Origin of the sequence: Streptomyces diastaticus subsp. diastaticus, assembly GCF_011170125.1 — a bacterium.
GTDB classification, from domain to species: Bacteria; Actinomycetota; Actinomycetes; order Streptomycetales; family Streptomycetaceae; genus Streptomyces; species Streptomyces diastaticus.
Genome location: NZ_BLLN01000005.1, coordinates 11,894 through 32,591, shown reverse-complemented (window position 1 = coordinate 32,591; position 20,698 = coordinate 11,894). Strand labels below are relative to the sequence as shown.

At 68.3% G+C, this 20,698-nt stretch carries 14 protein-coding genes and 3 pseudogenes; 8 read left to right on the top strand and 9 right to left on the bottom strand.

Features of this window, described 5'->3' with window-relative positions:
* Positions 1 to 9: 9 nt before the first annotated feature.
* A complete protein-coding gene (aceA, locus tag Sdia_RS18010) occupies positions 10 to 1,299 on the bottom strand; it encodes an isocitrate lyase (protein ID WP_189501210.1) in 1,290 nt (429 codons plus the stop codon).
* Between the two features lie 385 nt (positions 1,300 to 1,684).
* Here aceA and Sdia_RS18005 point away from each other — a divergent pair, with 385 nt between their 5' ends.
* The gene (locus Sdia_RS18005; RefSeq protein WP_189501212.1) at positions 1,685 to 3,097 is read left to right on the top strand and encodes a short-chain fatty acyl-CoA regulator family protein; all 1,413 of its coding nucleotides are present in this window, start codon (positions 1,685 to 1,687) and stop codon (positions 3,095 to 3,097) included.
* Positions 3,098 to 3,251: 154 nt separating this feature from the next.
* Here the strand turns inward: Sdia_RS18005 and Sdia_RS18000 are convergent.
* The 5 genes and pseudogenes from Sdia_RS18000 to Sdia_RS17980 all read right to left on the bottom strand — a co-directional run bounded on the left by Sdia_RS18000 (position 3,252) and on the right by Sdia_RS17980 (position 8,689).
* Positions 3,252 to 4,060, bottom strand: a protein-coding gene (locus Sdia_RS18000; protein WP_189501215.1) for an IS5 family transposase whose coding sequence is annotated in 2 segments (ribosomal slippage) — positions 3,252 to 3,721 and positions 3,721 to 4,060 — 810 coding nt in all. Because the reading frame shifts where the segments join, the coding sequence is not laid out codon by codon here.
* A gap of 126 nt (positions 4,061 to 4,186) precedes the next feature.
* Positions 4,187 to 5,101, bottom strand: coding sequence for a transposase family protein (locus Sdia_RS17995; RefSeq protein ID WP_189501217.1), 915 nt, complete (start codon positions 5,099 to 5,101; stop codon positions 4,187 to 4,189).
* Between the two features lie 79 nt (positions 5,102 to 5,180).
* Positions 5,181 to 5,998 (bottom strand): IS5 family transposase gene (locus Sdia_RS17990; protein WP_167848542.1). Its coding sequence is split into 2 segments (ribosomal slippage): positions 5,181 to 5,656 and positions 5,656 to 5,998, totalling 819 coding nucleotides; the frame shifts between segments, so codons are not numbered across the junction.
* A 234-nt stretch (positions 5,999 to 6,232) separates the two neighbouring features.
* Positions 6,233 to 7,390, bottom strand: a complete 1,158-nt coding sequence (locus Sdia_RS17985) for an IS701 family transposase (RefSeq protein WP_191835363.1) — start codon at positions 7,388 to 7,390, stop codon at positions 6,233 to 6,235.
* A 119-nt stretch (positions 7,391 to 7,509) separates the two neighbouring features.
* A pseudogene (locus Sdia_RS17980) lies at positions 7,510 to 8,689 on the bottom strand (IS3 family transposase).
* Positions 8,690 to 8,827: 138 nt separating this feature from the next.
* Here Sdia_RS17980 and Sdia_RS17975 point away from each other — a divergent pair.
* Positions 8,828 to 9,595: an IS5 family transposase gene (locus Sdia_RS17975; protein WP_191835362.1), complete on the top strand. Its 768-nt coding sequence runs from the start codon at positions 8,828 to 8,830 to the stop codon at positions 9,593 to 9,595.
* Between the two features lie 55 nt (positions 9,596 to 9,650).
* On the opposite strand, the gene Sdia_RS17970 is transcribed toward Sdia_RS17975, so the two are convergent.
* On the bottom strand, positions 9,651 to 10,229 hold the full coding sequence (locus Sdia_RS17970; RefSeq protein WP_189501251.1) for a transcriptional regulator: 579 nt from the start codon (positions 10,227 to 10,229) through the stop codon (positions 9,651 to 9,653).
* Complete coding sequence (locus tag Sdia_RS17965) at positions 10,229 to 11,635, bottom strand: helix-turn-helix domain-containing protein (RefSeq protein ID WP_189501249.1); 1,407 nt, start codon at positions 11,633 to 11,635, stop codon at positions 10,229 to 10,231. Before Sdia_RS17965 ends, Sdia_RS17970 begins: the two co-directional genes overlap by 1 nt.
* A gap of 254 nt (positions 11,636 to 11,889) precedes the next feature.
* On the opposite strand from Sdia_RS17965, the gene Sdia_RS17960 reads away from it, so the two are divergent.
* The 5 genes and pseudogenes from Sdia_RS17960 to Sdia_RS17940 all read left to right on the top strand — a co-directional run.
* Positions 11,890 to 14,505, top strand: coding sequence for a DEAD/DEAH box helicase (locus tag Sdia_RS17960; RefSeq protein WP_189501247.1), 2,616 nt, complete (start codon positions 11,890 to 11,892; stop codon positions 14,503 to 14,505).
* A 389-nt stretch (positions 14,506 to 14,894) separates the two neighbouring features.
* The gene (locus Sdia_RS17955) at positions 14,895 to 15,278 is read left to right on the top strand and encodes a hypothetical protein (protein ID WP_189501245.1); all 384 of its coding nucleotides are present in this window, start codon (positions 14,895 to 14,897) and stop codon (positions 15,276 to 15,278) included.
* Between the two features lie 333 nt (positions 15,279 to 15,611).
* Positions 15,612 to 16,303: pseudogene (locus Sdia_RS17950) on the top strand (transposase).
* Positions 16,304 to 16,725: 422 nt separating this feature from the next.
* Positions 16,726 to 16,953 carry a hypothetical protein gene (locus Sdia_RS17945; RefSeq protein WP_189501244.1) on the top strand — a complete coding sequence of 76 codons (228 nt, stop codon included), beginning with the start codon at positions 16,726 to 16,728 and terminating at the stop codon, positions 16,951 to 16,953.
* Between the two features lie 961 nt (positions 16,954 to 17,914).
* Positions 17,915 to 18,331 (top strand): annotated as a pseudogene (locus tag Sdia_RS17940) (glycosyltransferase); the annotation flags it as partial.
* Positions 18,332 to 18,513: 182 nt separating this feature from the next.
* Here the strand turns inward: Sdia_RS17940 and Sdia_RS17935 are convergent.
* Positions 18,514 to 19,440 (bottom strand): DUF4231 domain-containing protein, encoded by a 927-nt coding sequence (locus Sdia_RS17935; protein WP_189501242.1) that lies wholly within the window; start codon positions 19,438 to 19,440, stop codon positions 18,514 to 18,516.
* Between the two features lie 383 nt (positions 19,441 to 19,823).
* Between Sdia_RS17935 and Sdia_RS17930 the strand changes: the two genes are divergently transcribed.
* Positions 19,824 to 20,641, top strand: a protein-coding gene (locus Sdia_RS17930; protein ID WP_191835361.1) for an IS5 family transposase whose coding sequence is annotated in 2 segments (ribosomal slippage) — positions 19,824 to 20,166 and positions 20,166 to 20,641 — 819 coding nt in all. Because the reading frame shifts where the segments join, the coding sequence is not laid out codon by codon here.
* The last annotated feature ends 57 nt before the right edge of the window (positions 20,642 to 20,698 follow it).

The window sequence follows — 20,698 nt, the reverse complement described above, 5'->3', positions numbered from 1 at the left end:
CTCGGCGGCCTAGTGGAACTGCTCTTCCTCCGTGGACCCGGCCAGCGCGGTCGTGGAGGAGGCCGGGTTGACGGCCGTGGAGACGAGATCGAAGTAGCCGGTGCCGACCTCGCGCTGGTGCTTGACGGCGGTGAAGCCCTGCGCCTGCGCGGCGAACTCCTTCTCCTGGAGATCCACGTAGGCGGTCATGCCGTGCTCGGCGTAGCCACGGGCCAGGTCGAACATGCCGTGGTTGAGGGAGTGGAACCCGGCCAGGGTGATGAACTGGAACTTGTAGCCCATGGCGCCCAGCTCGCGCTGGAACTTGGCGATCTGGTCGTCGTCCAGCGCGGCCTTCCAGTTGAAGGACGGGGAGCAGTTGTAGGCCAGCATCTGGTCCGGGTACCGCGCGTGGATCGCCTCGGCGAACTCGCGGGCCTGCGCCAGGTCCGGGGTGCCGGTCTCCACCCAGATCAGGTCGGCGTACGGGGCGTAGGCCAGACCGCGGGCGATGACCGGGGCCATCCCGTTCCGTACTCGGTAGAAGCCCTCCGCCGTGCGCTCGCCGGTGACGAACTCGGCGTCGCGCTCGTCGACGTCGCTGGTGAGCAGGTTGGCGGCGAGGGCGTCGGTGCGGGCGATGACGACGGTCGGCACGTCGGCGATGTCGGCGGCCAGGCGGGCCGCGTTCAGGGTGCGGATGTGCTGCGAGGTGGGGACGAGGACCTTGCCACCGAGGTGCCCGCACTTCTTCTCCGAGGCGAGCTGGTCCTCGTAGTGGATGCCGGCCGCACCCGCCGCGATCATCGCCTTGGTCAGCTCGAAGGCGTTCAGCGGGCCGCCGAACCCGGCCTCGGCGTCGGCCACGATGGGCGCGAGCCAGTCGGTGGTGTCGCCGGCGTTCTCGGCGGTGGCGATCTGGTCGGCGCGCAGCAGCGCGTTGTTGATCCGACGCACCACCTGCGGCACCGAGTTGGCGGGGTAGAGGCTCTGGTCGGGGTAGGTGTGGCCGGCCTGGTTGGCGTCGGCGGCGACCTGCCAGCCGGACAGGTAGATCGCCTGGAGCCCGGCCTTCACCTGCTGCACCGCCTGGCCGCCGGTCAGGGCGCCGAGCGCGTGGACGTAGTCGAGCTCGTGCAGCTGCCGCCACAGCCGTTCGGCGCCGCGCCGGGCCAGGGTGGCCTCCTCGCGGACGCTGCCGGACAGCCGGACCACGTCCTCGGCGCTGTAGGTGCGCTCGATGCCCCGCCAGCGCGGGTCGGTGGCCCAGCGCCGGGCCAGTTCCTCGGCCGCCTGCGTGCTCGTCCTCGCGTCCGCCATGACTGTCTCCGTCTCCTCGGTCTGTACTGGCTGCCAATTCCACCGTCCGGATGAACGGAGGTGGCACTACGTGTCGTCGTACGGGGATGCGGCCCGCCGTCACCTGGGAGGTGGAGCTGAGCAGTGTTGCCGGCGCAGATACCCGCCGCTGCCGGGATCTCCGACGTCAGGGCAGAAATCGTGCCCCGGTTCCGGGCTGTACCTGCCGGGTCCGGCGGGCCGCACTACGACTCTGGCACTGGCACTGAGTGCCATCAAGCGGGGACGTCTGCCAATCCTTGCGAATCTTCTCGCCGCTTTTTGCCAATGTTGCGAAGGCTCGGAGGGGGGATGTCTCCCTTACGCTGAACCGCGACGGAGGCCCAGCTGCCGAGGGAGCGGTTCGGTGAGCAAGACGTACGCGGGTGCGCGGCTGCGACGACTGCGCGAGGAGCGCCGGATGAGCCAGGCGGACCTCGCCCGCGTGCTCGCCATCTCCCCGAGCTACCTCAACCAGATGGAGCACGACTCCCGCCCCCTCACCGTGCCCGTCCTGCTGCGGTTGACCGAGGCGTTCGGCGTGGACCCGGGCTTCTTCTCCGAGCGGGACACCACGCGCCTGCTGGCCGACCTCCGTGAAGCCCTCGCCGGCGAGATCGCCGAGTCCAAGGTGTCCGCGGCCGATCTCGGTGACCTGGCCGCCCGGCTGCCCGGCGTCGCCAAGGTCCTGCTCGACCTCGGCCGCCGCAACCAGGAGCTGTCCGAACGCCTGGCCGGGGCGGCGGACGGCCGGGACCGGGACCGGGGAACCACCTCCACGCCGCACGAGCAGGTCCGTGACTTCTTCTACCGCCGCCAGAACTACCTCCACGACACCGACCTGGCGGCCGAACGCCTCGCCGCGGAGATCGGAGTAAGGCCGGGGGAGGTGATCGGGGCCCTCACCACGAGACTCGCCAAGGAGCACGGCGTTCACCTGGCCGCCGCGCCCGGCGCACGGCTGCACCGCTACGACGACGCAAGCCGCACCCTTCACCTGTCCTCGCGGCTACGGCCCGGTCAGCGGGCCTTCCGCATGGCGACCCAACTGGCGATGCTCGAACACGGCGAGGGCCTCGACCGGCTGGCCACCGAGGACTTCCCGCCCGGATCGCCCACCCACGCGCTCGCCCGCATCGGCATCGCCAACTACTTCGCAGCCGCGCTCATCCTGCCCTACGCCGCCTTTCACACGGCGGCCGAGGAAGCCCGCTACGACATCGAACGTCTCACCGACCACTTCGGTCTCGGCTACGAGACCATCTGCCATCGGCTCAGCACCCTCCAGCGCCCCAGGCTCCGCGGGGTGCCGTTCTCCTTCGTCCGCGTCGACCGAGCGGGCAACCTTTCAAAACGCCAGTCGGCGACCGGCTTCCACTTCTCCCGAGCCGGCGGCACCTGCCCTCTCTGGAACGTCTACGAGGCGTTCGCCGCCCCGGGACGCATCCACATCCAGATTGCCGAAATGCCCGACGGGCAGCGGTACTTGTGGACCGCGCGAGCCGTCACCCGCCACCGCGGAGGCTGGGGCGAGCCCGGCAGGACCTACGCCGTCGGTCTCGGCTGCGAGATCCGCCACGCCCACCGCCTCGTCTACTCCGACGGCCTCGACCTCACCAGCGCCTCCGCGGCCACCCCCATCGGCATGGGCTGTCGCGTCTGTGAACGCCTTGACTGCTCCCAGCGGGCCGCACCACCCCTCGGCCGGCAGCTGCTCATCGACCAGAACAGCAGCACCTTCGTGCCCTTCCCGGTCGAGGACATCCAGGCCGTCGACTGACGAGAGCAGCGGATCTTTCGGCAGGCGCACGATCGTGCCGCTCGAAGACTCCGAGCCTGGCCAGAAGTCCCAGAAGAGTCCCAGGGATACTCCGCGACCCCCTTCCTGCCTCACGTTCGCCAGGTCAGAAGGGGTTTCGGTCTAACTGATCGTTTCAGAATGAGGTTCGCAGGCGGCGGAGGCATATGAGGCTGCAGGCCAGTTCGAGCAGGCCCTGGTGAAGATGGGCGCGTCGCTCGTAGCGGATGCGGAGCCGTTTGAACTGGTGCAGCCAGGCGAAGGTGCGCTCGACCACCCAGCGCACCTTGCCCAGTCCTGAGCCGTGGGCGACACCGCGTCGGGCGATCACCGGTTCAACGCCGCGCTTCCACAGCAGGCGGCGGTACTTGTCGAAGTCGTAGCCCCGGTCGGCATACAGACGCCGGGGTTTTCGGCGGGGGCGTCCTCGTAGACCCCGGATCGGTGGGACCGCGTCCAGCAGAGGCAGAAGCTGGGTGACGTCGTGCCGGTTGCCGCCGGTGAGTGTGACGGCCAGCGGAGTTCCGTGGCGGTCGACGATCACATGATGTTTTGAGCCGGGACGGGCGCGGTCGACCGGCGAGGGCCCGGTGTGATCCCCCCTTTGAGAGCCCGGACATGGGACCCGTCCACGGCGCAGTCGTCCAGGTCCAGCAGGCCGGCGCGGCGCAGCTCACTCAGCAAGATGGCGTGCAGGCGGGGCCAGACACCGGCCTCGGTCCAGTCCCGCAGCCGGCGCCAGGCCGTCACCCCCGAGCAGCCCACGGCCTCCGCGGGAACGTCGCGCCAGGCGACACCGGTCCGCAGCACATACATGACGCCGGCGAGTGCCGCCCGGTCGGGAACCCGCAACCGTCCGGGGTAACGGTGGCGCCGTTCAGGAGCAGGTGGCAGCAGCGGAGCAACCCGCTCCCACAGGTCGTCAGGAACAAGATCAGCACGCACTCCGGACACACTGCCGACCAAGATCGCCGAGCACAAGACCCGCAGCCAAACTCATTCTGAAACGATCAGTAACGAGCTGGTGCGTGATAGCGGGTGAGGCGTGTCTGTCCTGGCCGTGGCCTGCTATCAGGAGGTGATGTTGCGGTCGGAGACGAGGCCGGCGATGGCGCGGTATGTGTCGGGCAGACGGTCGCGGCGGTGCATCCAGCGGGTCAGTTGCTTCCAGCGTTTGTGGTCGGCGAGGGCGTGCTCAACGGTGATGCGCTTCGATGAGTGCTCGTGACGGGCTTGTTCTCTTGCCGCGTGCACGTGTGGGAAGGCGATCTTGTTCGGCTTTCTGGGCGGTGTGATGGCTTGGCCGGGGTGGTCACGTCTGAGGCCGAGATAGCCGTCGTCCAGCAGCACTTCCACCGTGGGAAAGTGCTGGAAGCACGCGGCGATACCTTCGTTGCGGGCGGCGGTCGCATCATGCATGCGCCCAGGTCGGAGGGCGTCGGTCCATAACGTGCGGCCCTGATCGTCTGCGATGACGGTGGCCTTCATCGTGTTCTGTTTCTTCTTGCCCGAGACGAACGCCCGCCTGCCGCCGCGGCCGGCCGGTGGCCTGCGGACTTGAACCTCGGTGGCGTCCAGGCGCAGGTTGATGCCCTCGGCCTGGGCGTAGGCGAACACGTCCGCCAGCGTGTGCAGACGAAGCCCGGGGCGGTCGGTCACCGCGCATCCGCGTGAGGCCAGCAGGGCGCGAATCTCACCGATGGCGCGGGTGACGGTGGAGCGGTCGACGCCGAACAGCAGTCCCAGCACCGAATGCGGCAGATCATGGCGCAGATGGATCAGGGTGGCCACCAGCCGGTCGACGAACACCAGCTGGTGACGGGCTCCGGCGCCCGCAGCCCGCTTTCTGGCCCCACCTCGTGCAGCGTGACGGCGTCCCTCAAGACCGGCTTGCCATGACGCCGCCAACTCCTCGACCAGACGCGCGAGATGATGCCGAGAGATCCCTGTGAACAGCCGATGCGCCAGCACCGCCCGATTGACCATGATCGCCATAACCGGATCATGCCATCAGCCAGCAACGACGCCTCACCCGCTATCACGCACCAGCTCGTAAGACCGTGTCCTATGTGGTGAGTCGAGCGAGGCGTTTGTAGCAGCAGAGGGCGGCGGCGAGGCCGAGGAAGGCCAGGTAGTTGCGGGGATGGCGTTCGTAGCGGTGGTTCAGTCTGCGGTAGCCGGTCAGCCAGGACATGGTCCGCTCGATGACCCATCTGCGGCGTCCCAAGCGTTCGCTGGACTCGACTCCCTTGCGGGCGATGCGTACGCCGATGTGCTTGCCCCATAACCATTTCCGCAGGTGGGGGACGTCGTAGGCTTTGTCCGCATGCAGGCGCTGAGGCTTGAAGTACCGGCTGCGGTGGGGGTCGTGTCTCGTTTGGTGACCCTCGACCATCGGCTTCAGCGCGAGGCTGTCGTGGGTGTTGGCCGCGGAGAGGCCGACGAGGAGGGGCAGTCCGTTCGCGTCCGACAGGACGTGCATCTTGGAGCCCGGCTTGCCCCGGTCCACGGGGCTCGGACCTGTGAGTTCGCCCCCTTTTTAGCCCTCAGGTGGGCGGAGTCGAGCACGGCCCGGGACAGGTCGAGCAGGCCGGCGTCGTTCAGCCGGTGCAGGATCTCCTCGTGCAGTCGGCCCCACACGCCGGCTCTTGACCAGATCAGGAACCTTCGGTGGGCCGTCGACTTCGATATCCCGAAGCACGGCGGCAAGGCCCGCCAGGCGCACCCGCTGACCAGGACGTAGATGATCGCGGCGAACAGAGTCTCATCGGGCGTGTCCTGAGTCCCGCCGCCCTGCGGCCGCACCTTTGACGGTGGGATCAGCGGCTCCGCGATCTCCCACAGCCCGTCCGGAACAATCCAACTCCACGTACCCCGCCCCATGACGAGTCCAACGAGCCGACCCCACATAGGACACGGTCTAATACTGCAACGGTGCTTATCGTGACGAGGCTTCAGTTCTTGGGCTGTGGCCTCGTCTCTTGTAGTGGCTGGTCCGAGCCTGGTGCTGGCGCCGTCGCCGCCAACGGGACCAGTGCAGGACGTGGGCGATGCTGCGGTGGACAGGCTGCGTGAGGCCGGTGATCAACCGGCGGATCTCGGGGACGGTGAGTGAGATCAGGTCTGGCGTTCGAGCAGGTCCGGCCCCTTTTCAAGCTGCTGGGCCCGCACGACGGTCAGGTAGGCGTGAACGGCCATCGCGAGGGTGATGTGCCGGTGCCAGCCCGGGTGGCGGCGGACCTGGTAGTCGTCCAGGCCGCACTGGCCCTTCGCGGTTTGAAAACACTCCTCGATCGCCCAGCGGGCACCCGCGACGGCGATCAGCTCGTTGAGCGTGGCCTCGGCGGGCGCGTAGGCGATGTAGTAGGCGACCTTCGTCGGGTCGGAGATGCTGCGGCGGGCCAGGACCCAGTGCTTGCGGTCGGGTCGGTGCCAGGGCCGGACTTCGACACGCGCCCAGTCATAGATCCGCGGGCCGTGGGCGCCCTCGCCGCAGGAGCGGCGCTTCCACTTCTGCCGGGGCAGATCGGCCATCAGGTCGTGGAGGGGATGGTCCAGGGCCCGCCGAGTGACGACGGTGTCGTGCCTGGTGGTGGCCACGACGTGGAAGACATCGGCCTGCTCGAGTTCGTAGCGCCAGCCCTTGCTGTAGCCGTAGCCCGCGTCCGCGGTCACCCAGCGGAAGGGGATCTCGTCGTCGATCGCACGGCGGACCATCTGCCGGGCGAGTTGGACCTTCGTGGCGAACTCGACGTCGTCGCCGATCCCCGCATCCCGGCAACGCACGCGGTCGTCCGTCCATGACTTCGGCAGGTAGAGCGACCGGTCGATCAACGTCCGGCCCCGCTCGCCCGAGTAGGCGAGGAATACTCCCACCTGGCAGTTCTCGGTGCGGCCGGCGGTGCCGGAGTACTGGCGCTGGACGCCGGCCGACCGCAAGCCCTTCTTCAAGAACCCGGTGTCGTCCACGATCAGCACGCCGCCAGGATCTGCCAGGTGCTCGACGACGTACTCGCGCACGTCGTCGAGCACCCCGTCCGCGTCCCAGTCGATCCGGTTCAACAGCCGCTGGATCCGGTCCGGACCGCTATGGCCGGCTTCCTCGGCCACCGTCCAGCCGTTCTTGCGTTCCAGCGGCGACAGCAGACCCTTCATGTAGGCCAGCACCGACTCCCGCGACTCGCTCCGCGCGAACCGATGGGCAAACCGCTCGTGCAACCCTGCCAGCCCGTCCAACCAGCGACGAGCATCGATCTCGGATATATCCCCACCCATGAACAGCCCAACGAGCGAACCCGACAACTGTCACGGTAAGCACCGTTGCAGTACTAACTCCTTATATAACTACTGATTCAACGGCCGGGACTGCTGCGTGATCGGGTGACAGTGGGGGTTTACGCAGCGAGTGCTGTGTGAGGGGCCATGATGGTTTCGTACTCGGCGGGCGTCCATCGGCCCGGGCGGATCTGGCGCCGTCTGTGGTGGTAGGTGCGCTCGATCCAGGTGACGATCGCGATCCTCAGCTCCTGACGGGTGGCCCAGGTGCGGCGGTCGAGCACGTTCTTCTGGAGCAGCGCGAAGAAGCTCTCCATGGCCGCGTTGTCGCCGGCCGCACCGACCCGGCCCATGGAGCCGACCAGGTCGTGACGTGCGAGAACGGACACGAACTTCCGTGAGCGGAACTGCGTCCCGCGGGCCGAATGCACCACGCAGTCGGCGACCTGGCCGCGGCGGGCGACGGCGGACTCCAGCGCGGCCGCGGCGAGGCGGGACTCCATCCGGGCGTCGATGGGAGTAGCCCACGATGTGGCCGGAGTACACGTCCTTGACGGCACACAGATACAGCTTGCCCTCGCCGGTGGCGTGCTCAGTGATGTCCGTGAGCCACAGCTGGTTCGGCCCTGCAGCGGTGAAGTCCCGCCGCACCCGGTCATCGTGGGCAGACGGCCCGGCCTTGGCGTTCTTGCCCGCCTCTTCGTTTGCCGAAGGCACTCCACCAGCCGTTGTCACGACAGATCCGCCAGGCGGTCCGCTCGGCCATGGGCTCACCGGCGGTATGGGCCTCGTCGAGGAGGAAGCGGTGACCGAACTCGGGATCGTCACGGTGAGCGGCGAACAGAGCATCGGCACGGTATGCCTCGGCGATCTCGGCGTCGGTGACCGGCCGGTACAGCCACCGGCAGTAGGGATGGCGGGCCAGCCCGAGCACCCGGCACGTCACCGCCACCGGCACCCGGCAAGGGGCAGCGGCGGCGGCCAGCTCGCGGACGAGCGGGTACATCATTTTGTCGGCGGGTTCGCTTGCGACAGATACGCCGCAGCCCGCCGCAGAACCTCATTCTCCTGCTCCAGGAGCCGGATGCGTTTGCGGGCCTCGGCCAGCTCGGCCGACTCGCCCGACGCCGTTGCGGGCCTGGCGCCCTCGTCGGCGTCGGCACGGCGCAGCCACTTCGACAGCGTGATCGGGTGGATGCCGAAGTCGGCGGCGATCTGTTCCAGCATGACGCCGGGCTCGCGGTTGCGCGCGACCCGCACGACGTCCTCGCGGAACTCCTTGGGATACGGCTTGGGCACTGCAACATCCTTCCAGGCCGCTTCTCAGTGAGCCTTTTCCAACCTGCCGTGCGGATTGAGCAGTTGGCCTGACAGCGAGGCGAAGCCCCTGGTAGATGGGTTTTCGACCAAGAGAACCGTCTCCACCAGAGGCTTCACATGCTTGTCTACTCGTCCGGCATCGACGTGTCCAGTTCCACCCTGCGCTTCCTCGCACGGCAACTGCGGGCGCACCATCGTGCGATCGGCTCCCGGTGGCGGCGGCTGGGCGCGGGCCGGCAGGCCCTTCTCGCGCTCGCTCACCTGCGGGTGGGACACACCTACGCCCAGCTGGCCGCCGGCTTCGGCGTCGGGACCACGACCGCCTACCGCTACGTCACCGAGGCCGTGGACCTCCTGGCCGACCTCGCGCCCACCCTGGCCGACGCCGTCCGCACCGCTTCGACGAAGGCGTTCGTCCTGCTCGACGGCACACTTCTGCCGATCGACCGCATCGCGGCCGACCGCCCCTTCTACTCGGGCAAACACAAGAAGCACGGGATGAACGTGCAGGTCCTCGCCGATCCCTTCGGCCGACTGCTGTGGGCCTCAGCGGCCCTGCCAGGGGCCGTCCACGACATCCGCGCGGCCCGCGAACACGGCATCGTCGACGCCCTCGCCCAAGCCGACGTCACCTGCTGGGCGGACAAGGGCTACCGCGGCGCCGGCGGCACCGTCCGCACCCCGTACTGGGGGCGCTGGAACAGCCTTTCCACCGGCCAGCAGGCGGTCAACCGGTCCCACGCGAAGATCCGTGCCCTCGTCGAGCACGCCATGGCCACCCTCAAGTCCTGGCGGCTCCTGCGGAAGCTCCGATGCTCCACCACCCGGATCACCGCCCTCATCCAAGCCGTCCTGGCCCTGCATCTGGCCAGCTCAGGCCGATGATGGAAAAGGCTCAGTGAGCCAGGTCAGGTGTTACCTATCCGTACATCAATCCCATTCAGGCGGACCAGCCGATTGAGGAGACCTTGCTGTACTTGTCGCGGTCGCTTCCGAAGTGGTTGACAAGGATCTCGTCCCAGATGGCGTCGAGTTCGTGCTCGTCCTCGGCGAGCCAGGCGTCGACAGCGCGGTCCCAGATGCCTCGGACGTTGACGGAACGGGGCGGGAGGTCGCGCTGGTGGCGGCGTTCGACGGCGGACTGGTCGACGCCGTTGACCTCGAGGCGGGTTCCGCGGCCGTCGTTGTTGAGTCGGCGTTTGAGGTCGGCTGCGACGTTCTGACGGCGCAGGTCCCAGTAGGCGGCGTCGAGGCGGGCTCGGTTGGCGCGGTTGGGGGTGACCTCTTCGGCGAGCCAGGCCATCAGGGTCTTGGGGGTGACGTGGATGCCGGCGCGGTCCATGGCTTCGTACCCGGCGTCGGAGGTGGTGAGGTAGCGCAGGCGGGCGGCGAGGCCTCGTTCGGTCTCGACGCTGGAGCTGATGCCGGTGACCATGTCCTCGATGCCCTGGGCGAGGGCTTCCCAGCCTTCTTGGCCGCGGGCTTGGTAGTGGCCCAGGATCATCCAGCGGCTGGCCATCAGCGGGTGACCCTGCCGACGACGTATTCGCCGGACGCCTTGGAGTCTCCGTACTTGATCTTCATCTCCGAGACGCCGCGGCCTTCGGTGAAGACCTGGCGCCAGTCGCCGGTGACGTGGAGTTCGTCGGTGCCGGCCATGAGGACGATCTCCAGGCCGGCCTGGTGGGCCTTGTAGGCCTTGCCCCAGAGGTTGGCGTACGCCTGGCTGTGGATGATGTGCATCCAGTCGGGCCGCTTGATCTCGCGGTTGTGGATCGACTCCCCCATGGTCGAGATGAACTTCGAGTACATGGCCTTCACGTACTCGGTGGTGAGGGTGTCGTCGTTGGCGATGGCCGTCGCGCGGGCGGCGGTGAGGGCCTTGCGGAGCGCGTCGAGGAAATTCTCGGTGGCGTGGGAGGTCCAGGACTCGTGGACGGTGGGCTGCTCGGTCAGCCCGTACTTGGGCCCGGACAGTCGCAGCAGGAGGCGCAGGGTGGCGTCGGTGACCCACAGGGCGCCCTCGGTGTCGCGGTCACCGAGGGGGTTGGGCAGGTGGCGGTGGTTCCAGGGTGCGGGGGTGATGAGGTGGACACCGGAGCGCTTGGGGTCGACGCCGTCGGTGCCGGCGCTGTGTTCGAGCTTGCCGATCGGCAGCCAGCACTTCATCGCGGACAGGTAGGCGGCGTTGGCGTCCAGGGCGGTGACGAGGGTGTCGCCGTGGGCGCGCAGGGAGTAGTCGGGGTGGCGGAAACCGGGGCGGGCTTCCCAGATCTGGTCCGGTTCCTTCTTCGAGGGCTTCTTGAAGATCTCGGGAAGGGCCGGGTAGGCGGTGTACTCGTAGCGGCCCGTGGCGCGCAGGTCGCGCCAGAGAATCATGACGTCGTCGATGGCGCGCTTGATGAGGGCCGCCTGGGCGGCGTCGACGTCGCCGCCGGCCTTCTCCAGCTCCTCGTGGACGCTGGCGGTGATGAGTCCTGTGGAGGCGTCTTGGGCGTGTGCGGACGAACGGGCCCTGCGCTGAGGCCGGGTGCGGTTCGGTGCAGGGGTGGGTGACAGCGCGGCCGCGTGGGGAGGGGCCGGTGTGGTCACGGGCTCCGGCTGGGGGGAGACCCTGTCGTCGGGCCGGGGGGCGGTCTCGTCCCCGGCGGCCGGGGCCGGGCGGGGTTCCGTCGGGGTGGGGTGGAGTTCCTTGAGGCCGTCGAGGAGGCGTGCGTAGGCCGTGGCGCCGGGCGGCTGGGGGATGGTCTTTCCCTCCTCCCAGTTCGCGATCGTCTGGCGGCCGACCTGGCACGCTTCGGCGACCTGGCCGCGAGTCAACCCGGCTGCCTCTCGAAGGCGTTGGCGCTCGGCGGGCGGCGGCATGGTCTTGCGTCGGCGTGCTTCTTCGAGAAGGGCTGCTACGGGGTCGTTAGCTGCATCCATGCCCCTCAGTTTACAGAGATTGGGCAGCTGTTAGGCGAGCATTGGACGCTGCTGAGGATACATCGGGCTCTGATTGGACACTCGTTGACGGATGTGGTGTCTTGAAGCGCCAGCAAGGGAAGGCGCCTGAAAGAGCGCTCCGCGGTGTCCGCCCGGCCTGCGCTCGATGTATTGGTTAGAGCTCCGGGCTGAGCGGATATCTCTCTGAAGAATTTCTCTCAATTCACCTGTTGGTGGGGAAGTGAGGCGCAGCAGTGGGAGAGGTTCTTCGGCTCCGGCGGCACCAGAAAGAGGCAGTTCCCGCACTTATCGACGGCCTTCATGGGGCCCGAAACGGGGATCAGCCTGCCCGAGGCCTACGCGGACAGCTCTGTTCGGCGCCCGGCACCGGCAAGACGGTCTCGGCGGCTGTCGCCGCTCTGAAACTGGCCCCCCGCGGGCTGACCGGGGTGCTGGTGCCCACGCTGGACCTGCTGACCCAGACCGTGCAGTCCTGGCGCCGGGCCGGGCACCGCACGCCCGGGGTCGCCGTGTGCCACCTCGGCACCGCCCCGTTGCTGGAGAGCCTGGACGTGCGCTGCACGACCAACCCGACCCAGCTGGCGCTGTGGACCAGGGACCAGCCCACGCTCATGTTCGCGACCAACGCCAGCCTTTCCCCCCAGGGCCTCGCCGACGACCAGGACGAGACCGAACTCGCCCTGAGCGTCCTGGAGGAGGCGATGCGCGGCACCTACGGCCAGCGGCTGCGCCCCTTCGACCTCCTCGTGATCGACGAGGCGCACCACTTCGCCGGGGACCTCGACAAGGCGTGGACCGCCGTGCACGATCAGGACCGCATCCCCGCGGCCCGGCGTCTCTACATGACCGCCACCCCGCGCCTGTGGGACACCTCCGCAACGGCGACGGGCGGCCTGGCACGTCCGATCGCCTCGATGAACGACCCCGCGATCTTCGGGCCCGTACTCCACGACCTCGGCCTGATGGAGGCAATCGAGAAGGCGATCCTTGCGCGCTTCGAGGTCGACGTCCTGGAGATCCGCGACCCCGAGCCCCCCGGCTCGACGGCCTCCCGCGAAGAGTTCCGCGGCCGACGCCTGGCCGCTCTCCAGGCCGCCCTGCTGAAGTACACCGACCTCACCGGGGTCCGCAGCGTGATGACCTTCCACACCCTCACCGCAGAGGCCATGTCCTTTGCCCGGGCTCTGCCGGCCACGGCCGCAGAACTGTATGAGAGCGACCCGGCCACCTATCCCAAACGCGTCCACGCCGACTGGCTCAGCGGCGAACACCCCGCCCAGCACCGGCGCACCGTTTTGAACCGGTTCGCCGACGGCCTGGACCACGAAGGCTGGGTCAGCGACGTCTCGTTCCTGAGCAGCTGCCAGGTCCTCGGCGAAGGCGTCGACATCAGAGGCCGCCGCGGCGTCGACGCGGTCGTCTTCGCCGACACCCGCCAGTCCACCGTGCAGATCATCCAGATCATCGGCCGCGCACTGCGCCAGGAGCCCGAAGAGGGCAAGGTCGCCCGGATCGTGGTCCCCGTCTTCCTGGAGCCCGGCGAAGACCCCGACCACATGGTCTCCTCCCCGAGCTACCGCCCCCTCGTCGCCGTGCTCCAGGGGCTGCGCGCGTACGACGAAAACATCCTGGAGCGGATGCTGCCGCAACGCACCACCCAGCGCGGAGCGAGCACCCCCACCCTCAACCTCGACCCCCAGGCCGAACCCGCCGCCAGCCCGAAGACCGCCGAGGACACCCCCGCCACCGACGACACCAGCGAAAAGCAGACCACCGGCACCCAGCCGCCAAGGGACGCTGCTACGGCGAACATGCCACTGCTGCACTTCTCCCTCCCCCGCAACCCCGATGTCCTCGCCGCGTTCCTGCGCACCCGCGTCCTCCAGCCCGACTCCACTACCTGGCTCCAGGGCTTCGAGCGCTTCCGCGAGTGGGCCGACCACCACGGCCACGCGCACATCCCCATCGACACCGTCGTAGACGACCCCGGCGGCGGCACTTACCCCCTGGGCTCCTGGACCAGCGAGCAGCGGCGCGCGTTCGTCGAAGGGACCATCAAAGCCTGGCGCGCCAAGCTCCTCGACGACTACGGAATGATCTGGTCCGTCGCCGACGCCGCGTTCTGGAAAAAGCTTCCGGCCGCGCGACGCTACTACGCGAAGTACGCCACCCTCGCGGCGCCCAGGAGCGCGGTGATCGACGACGTACCGGTCGGGCAGTGGCTCGCGCACCTTCGCAAGCCCGGCGGACTGGGCACCGACCCCGAACGCGCCCGTCTCCGCCGCGACGCCCTCACCGCGATCGACCCCTACTGGAACCCCGACTGGCCTGTGGAGTGGCAGCGCCACTACACGGCCGCCCGCACCCTCCTCCGCGAAGAGCCCGGCCCCGTCACCGTGTTCCCCGGCCTCACCGTCCACGCTATGGACGTCGGCAAATGGCTGCACCACCAGACCGACCCCGAGGTCTGGAACACCCTGATGCCCGGACAGATCGAGCTCCTCACCAAGCTCGGCCTCAGCCCACGCACACCAACGACGCCGCCCGCCAGCCCCGCACTGCCGGTCGCCGAGACCGTCCCTGCTCCGGCCCCGCCTAGCTCCACTATCCCGACGCCATCCAAGGGTTTCCCCCGGGGCGTCGCGGCACTACGCCAGTACATCGCCCGCACGGGCCGCCTCACCCCGCCGCGAGCCGAGGTCGAGACCATGCCCGACGGGGCCACGGTCGCGGTCGGCGTCTGGTTCAGCAACACCAAGGCGCGACGCGCCAAGCTCACTGCACACCAGCGCGCCGAACTCGTCGACCTCGGACACGAATGGGCGGCGGAGGAAGGCGCCGCGCGATGACCTCAGGCGGATCTGGAGGCCGGTGCGGTGGGCGGCGCCCACCGTCTTCGAAGTGGCGGTCCGGCGGCGGGCCGACGGCACCCGGCCCACGATTCGGGATTGCTCCGTCCCTTGGAAGGCGAGCGGACGGCGGAGGCTGCGAAGGCCGAAGGGCAGGTCGAGCGCCGCGCGAGGTCGACGGTTCGGTTCGACGCTGCCGCCTGGACCAAGTGGAAGAACGCGGCGCCCCCCGCGCTGCGGCGCCCCCCGCGCTGCGGCGCCCCCCGCGCTGCGGCGCCCCCCGCGCTGCGGCGCCCCCCGCGCTGCGGCGCCCCCCGCGCTGCGGCGCCCCCCGCGCTGCGGCGCCCCCCGCGCTGCGGCGGCACGCCGAGGCCGTCGAGTTTTGCGCCGTGTGCGCGCTCGAACCGGGACAGGTCGCTGCCGCATTCATGGAGCGGGTCCAGCCGCAGTTCGTCCCCAAGTGGATCAAGAACTCCTACGGCGAGTGGAAGGAGGCACACCCTGACCGTGGTCCGCAGGCAGCCGAGTTCACCGTGGCCTTCCGGGCCGAGCACGGCCACGGCCCCTCCTACAACCAGCTGTGCTCGGGGTTGGGTTGGGATGTCTGCCGGTCGGTACGGAGCTTCATCGTGCGGCGGCCGCTGTCGAACGAGTGGCTGATGGAGACGAGCCCGGTGCCGTGGACGCTACGGCCTGGGGTAACGGCTCAGGCCCAGGGCATCGCGCTGCCGAAGGCGCGGACTGCGGCCGCCGCCGTACGCCCTGGCCCGTAACCCCGACGCACCCAGGGGCTGCCGGAGGCCCTCTGGTGTGTTCGCGGGCCCATCTATACGTTCGCTGACCATGAGTTGGACGTCTGCGCTTGCTGTGTCCGGTGCGGTTACAGGTGCTTTCGGAGTTGTCTGGCAGGTCTGGAGTCACTGAGCGCTTTCAGTGGGGCCACTGATCGGGTGACGGGGCGGTGTGGAGGTCGGGGTGCGCAACGGACAGGGCTCCCGTGCCGTTGAGGGAGGTGTTCGACGTCTCAGCTCAGCAGCACAGGAGCCCTGTTGGTTCCGTATCCTGCCGCACTCGACCTGCCCCACGCCCTGGTCGAGTGAGTCACGATACTCATCGTCACCCGTGAGGTGACCGTCGGTGCAAACTCCCACCGCACCGCCGTGCGCTGGTCGCACTCCTGTACCTGCGTCACCACGACACCCTCGCCCGTATCGCCGCAGCCTTCGGGATATCTGTCGGCACCGCCCACGCCCACGTCACCACGGTCACCGGTCTGCTCGCCGAACAGGCGCCCGGCCTACTGAAGACGCTGCGCGCACACGACCCGGACTTCGTCCTCCTGGACGGCACACTCGCAGAATGCGACCGCGTCGGCGACCGCAGGGCCGACTACCCCTCGAAACACAAGCGGCACGGAGTGAACGTGCAGGTCGTCACGGACCCGGCCAGCGAGGTTCTGTGGCTGTCGCCTGCACTGCCAGGCCGGACCCACGATCTGACGGCCACCCGCACCCACAAGATCCTCCGGATCAGCGCCCGCCAGGGCCTCCCCGTCCTCGCCGACATGGCCTACATCAGTGCGGGCGACTGGGTCACCACCGCCAAGCACCGCCCGCCAGGCGGTGAACTCACCCTCACCGAGCGGACCCAGAACCAGGCCCTGCCCGCGGCCCGCGCACCGGTCGAAAGAGGCATGGCACGGCTGAAGTCCTGGCAGATCTTCCGCAGAACCCGCATCAGCCCCAACCGCATGAGCGTCATCACCAAAGCCGTCCTCACTCTGGAGATGCAACGCTGAAAGCGCTCACTGGCTGACGGGCGGGAGGGTGCAGGTCTTTGCGATACGCGAGCGCCAGGAGGACGGGCGTTGGGTGATCTCGGCTTCCGTCACCAACGTGGGTCGCCAGGACGTGATCGTGGTCGGTTATACCCTCTGGCTCGACCGTGACGGAATGTGGTGGAAGCGACTGAGTTGGAGGATCCGGACGCTGCCCCGGTTCGGGTTCACGCATGCGCGTAGGGCGCTCAGGACGCTGGTGACGCTGCCGCCGTCGGTGAGCTTCAGCGGTGAGGCGTGGCTGCGCGATGCGGGCGGCAGCATCCAGTTCCCTCAGGTGCTACGGGCCGGCTCCACGTTGCGGATGCCTCACATCGTGTTGAACTGGCGCTCGGATAAGCGGAGTCGGGTGGATCGCCGTTCATCTGGGCTGGGGGAAGACCGTGCAGGCGGAGGTTCTGGTCGCCGATGCTTTCGAGCCGATCGATCTCGCTACCGGGTACCGGGTTCAGGCGGACTTCGAGATTGACGTGCGCTCCGACGAGCAGGCGCGCGATGAGGCCGGTGGAGGGCCGATCCGGGTGTTCACCAGCGTACGAAGCCGCGGTGCTGGCGAGGTCCGCGTCGACACTCATGCCGAGAACTCTGAGCCCGCGTATCCCTCGAACTGACGACTGTCGCAGCAGGTCAAGCCAGGTGCATGCGCCGGAACTTCATCGCGATCACCTTCGTCGCGGGTCGGCCTGTCGATGTCCGGATGCATAGCCCTGTGGACTCGCTTCACGGAAGGATCATCAGCATGGACTCTGCGGTGGTAGCGGCTCTGATATCCGCCCCGGTAGCCCTTCTCGCCTCTGCGGCCGCCTACGCGGCCGGCCGGGCACAGGGCCGGGGTGCTCTCGAAGGGCCGGTAGCTGCGGTGCGGCGGCAGCATCAACGAGAGTCGTATGCCGCGTTGGTGGGTGCGGCGAACACGTACATGGCACAGATCGAGTGGGGCGCGTGCCTCCGGGAAGCGCGCGCTCAGATGGGGATCGGAGCCTTCTACGACGACGGTCAGGAGGCGGAGGTCCGTCGTCGGTCGGCCCGCGTCCGTGCCGCGGTCTCGACTGACCCTATACGGGCTGCCGCTTCCGTCGTCCTTCTCGAAGGGCCCGAGCACGTCGCCGAACTCGCGGGAATGATCGCTAATCGCGCTGATCAAGTGCGGAGTGAGGCACGCACCTCCGATGGCCCTGGAGGAGTACTCGAAGCCCTGAGGGAAGGGCGCACGCCCGAGGTTCCGGCCCAGTACCGCCTGCTCCAGGCGATCGATGCCTTCATCGATGCTGCACGCGCTCACCTCAACGGAGACAGCTCTGCCTCACGGGACCGAGCCCCGCGAACGGGGGTAAATGCCCCGCAGCCCTCCGCGTGACGCCGGTCGGGCGCTGTCGGTTCGGCGGGGTTGGTGGGGGAAGATTGCGATGGCGGCCGATCCCACTATGCCTGGGGCCGGCCGTCGCCTTCTTATCGGTTAGGGCCTTTTGGGACCGCGGGGTGCGGGTTATGCCAGGTGGTCGAAGTTGCCCTTCTTCACCCCGGCGATCATCGCGGCGATCTCGTCGCGGGTGAAGACCAGCGGGGTCTGGCTCGGCCGCTTGGGCCCAGTTCCATGCCCTAGCCCCGCTGCTGCAACGATCCGGCGTGAGGGCCCGATACCTCGGCTGGCTGCGGCGCCCCCAGCTGTGGAAGACGTTCACCGAGCACGACCTGCTCGTCATGCCCTCCACCACCCTGGAAGCGATGGGCCTGGTCACCCTGGAAGCCCAAGCCTGCGGACTGCCCGTCCTCTACCAGCCCGTCCCCGGACTCAGCGAAGCCCTGGCCGCCTCCGCCCTCGCCACCGACTTCACCCACACTGCCGCCCTCGCCCGCGAGATCGAACGGCGGAGGACCGCCCCCGGACTGCTGCCCGCCCTCCGCCAGTCCGGGTACACGAACGCCGCCCGCTACCCCCTCTCCGCCACCGCGAGGGCCCTCGACGACCTCGGCCGCCAACTCACCTGAGAATGCCTCTCACCCTCAACCCGGCAGACGCACAAACATGGGCGGTCGGCAGGTCGCCTCCGCAGCCGGCTCTGGGCAGCTGCCGCCCAGATAGCTCTCACCTGCAGTGGTTCCGAGCGGCAACACCGACAAGCAGGTCTACTGCGAGGCCCCGGCCGACACGGCTCTGCTGAGGCTGGCGATCAGCCGGACTGGTCACGGGCTTCCGGCGGTTGATCAAGTTGTTGTTCGCGGCGTCTTTGCTCCACCCGGAGGGTTTCGACCCTGGCAGTGAGGAGAGCGAGATTGGCCGCGGGGTCGGCGCTGTCGTAAGGCGGCAGACCGAGGTGGAAGGCATTAGCGTGCTCTTCCATCGAGTCTGCCGTTTGCTGGAGGTTGAAGCTGCGTTCGCGGAACTTGTAGTACCCGGTGATGCCTGCACAGATGGCGACCAGTACGGTCAGGCCGATGATGATCGACTTGAGTGGCTGGGTAGTGTCACTGAAGGACTGCGCCCCAGCGTTAGCGATCGAACCGATAATGATCAGGAGCTGGAAGAAGTTGTGCCGCCGACGGTAGCGGTGACTCTCCTTGCGGAGTTGATCCAGTTCCTCGGGTATGGACTCGCGGTAAGCGAACTGCCTGTTGCGGATGGGGATGTCTAGCGGGGTCGCGTCGATGAGCCGGTTCTCGACTGCGATTTCGAGCTCCAGCTCCAGCTCCTCACGAGTCAGCCGATCCCCAGAGGTCCCAGGCCGTGGGCCTTCGTGTCTGACTGTTTCTATCCATGAGGACCCAACGAACCCAACGACAAATACGACACCCAGAAGAACGAGCACCGTGTTGAAGGGGGCCATGTCGAAGCGCCGCCACGTCAGCGCTGTAGGGACGGCGACGCCGAGTACGCAGAGCACGACACCAGCACCGAAGCCGTACATCAGTCGCTGCCGGAGGTTCACCTCCCGGATGTGCTGACGCAGATGCAAGACCCGTTCGTTGTGTTCACGCAGGCGTGTAACGGGCCCAAGCGACGGCGGGACGGACACCCATTCCCCCTTCTCATCTGCTCGCCCCGGTCTCGCCTCAGGTTTTGTCTTCAGCTCGGCGAGCCTGCGGCAGATCGTCTTCATCCGTGTACCCGCACGATAGGGCCACGGCCTTGTGCAACGGGCAGAGTCGCATCGGATGGCGTGATCACGATCTCCCAACGCGCCATGCACGGCCCGGCCCGCCCGCCTCACTACGCTGACCGGCGGGATGCCCACGGCGAACAGGGAGACCATGACGTACGCAATCGACCGCATCGAAGCCCTGTAGGACGAAGGCGTCCGCAACAAGGTCTACCCGGGCGCCGTATGGGCGGTCGGCACCTCCGCCGGCACCCGCGCGTCCGGTGCCACTGGCGTCCTCGATCCCGAACGGCCGGACGTACGGATGCGGCCGGAGACCGTCTTCGACGCCGCCAGCCTCACTAAGACCGTGTCCTATGTGGGGTCGGCTCGTTGGACTCGTCATGGGGCGGGGTACGTGGAGTTGGATTGTTCCGGACGGGCTGTGGGAGATCGCGGAGCCGCTGATCCCACCGTCAAAGGTGCGGCCGCAGGGCGGCGGGACTCAGGACACGCCCGATGAGACTCTGTTCGCCGCGATCATCTACGTCCTGGTCAGCGGGTGCGCCTGGCGGGCCTTGCCGCCGTGCTTCGGGATATCGAAGTCGACGGCCCACCGAAGGTTCCTGATCTGGTCAAGAGCCGGCGTGTGGGGCCGACTGCACGAGGAGATCCTGCACCGGCTGAACGACGCCGGCCTGCTCGACCTGTCCCGGGCCGTGCTCGACTCCGCCCGCCTGAGGGCTAAAAAGGGGGCGAACTCACAGGTCCGAGCCCCGTGGACCGGGGCAAGCCGGGCTCCAAGATGCACGTCCTGTCGGACGCGAACGGACTGCCCCTCCTCGTCGGCCTCTCCGCGGCCAACACCCACGACAGCCTCGCGCTGAAGCCGATGGTCGAGGGTCACCAAACGAGACACGACCCCCACCGCGGCCGGTACTTCAAGCCTCAGCGCCTGCATGCGGACAAAGCCTACGACGTCCCCCACCTGCGGAAATGGTTATGGGGCAAGCACATCGGCGTACGCATCGCCCGCAAGGGAGTCGAGTCCAGCGAACGCTTGGGACGCCGCAGATGGGTCATCGAGCGGACCATGTCCTGGCTGACCGGCTATCGCAGACTGAACCACCGCTACGAACGCCATCCCCGCAACTACCTGGCCTTCCTCGGCCTCGCCGCCGCCCTCTGCTGCTACAAACGCCTCGCTCGACTCACCACATAGGACACGGTCTGATACTCCAGTCAGATTTCGTGTCCTGAGCTGCTGGTTGTCGTTGTC

Coding starts and splice junctions, on each gene's coding strand:
- Sdia_RS17985 (WP_191835363.1), bottom strand. CDS start 7,390: ATGGGTGGGGATATATCCGAGATCGATGCTCGTCGCTGGTTGGACGGG.
- aceA (WP_189501210.1), bottom strand. CDS start 1,299: ATGGCGGACGCGAGGACGAGCACGCAGGCGGCCGAGGAACTGGCCCGG.
- Sdia_RS17965 (WP_189501249.1), bottom strand. CDS start 11,635: ATGGATGCAGCTAACGACCCCGTAGCAGCCCTTCTCGAAGAAGCACGC.
- Sdia_RS17935 (WP_189501242.1), bottom strand. CDS start 19,440: ATGAAGACGATCTGCCGCAGGCTCGCCGAGCTGAAGACAAAACCTGAG.
- Sdia_RS17970 (WP_189501251.1), bottom strand. CDS start 10,229: ATGGCCAGCCGCTGGATGATCCTGGGCCACTACCAAGCCCGCGGCCAA.
- Sdia_RS17975 (WP_191835362.1), top strand. CDS start 8,828: ATGCTTGTCTACTCGTCCGGCATCGACGTGTCCAGTTCCACCCTGCGC.
- Sdia_RS17995 (WP_189501217.1), bottom strand. CDS start 5,101: ATGGTCAATCGGGCGGTGCTGGCGCATCGGCTGTTCACAGGGATCTCT.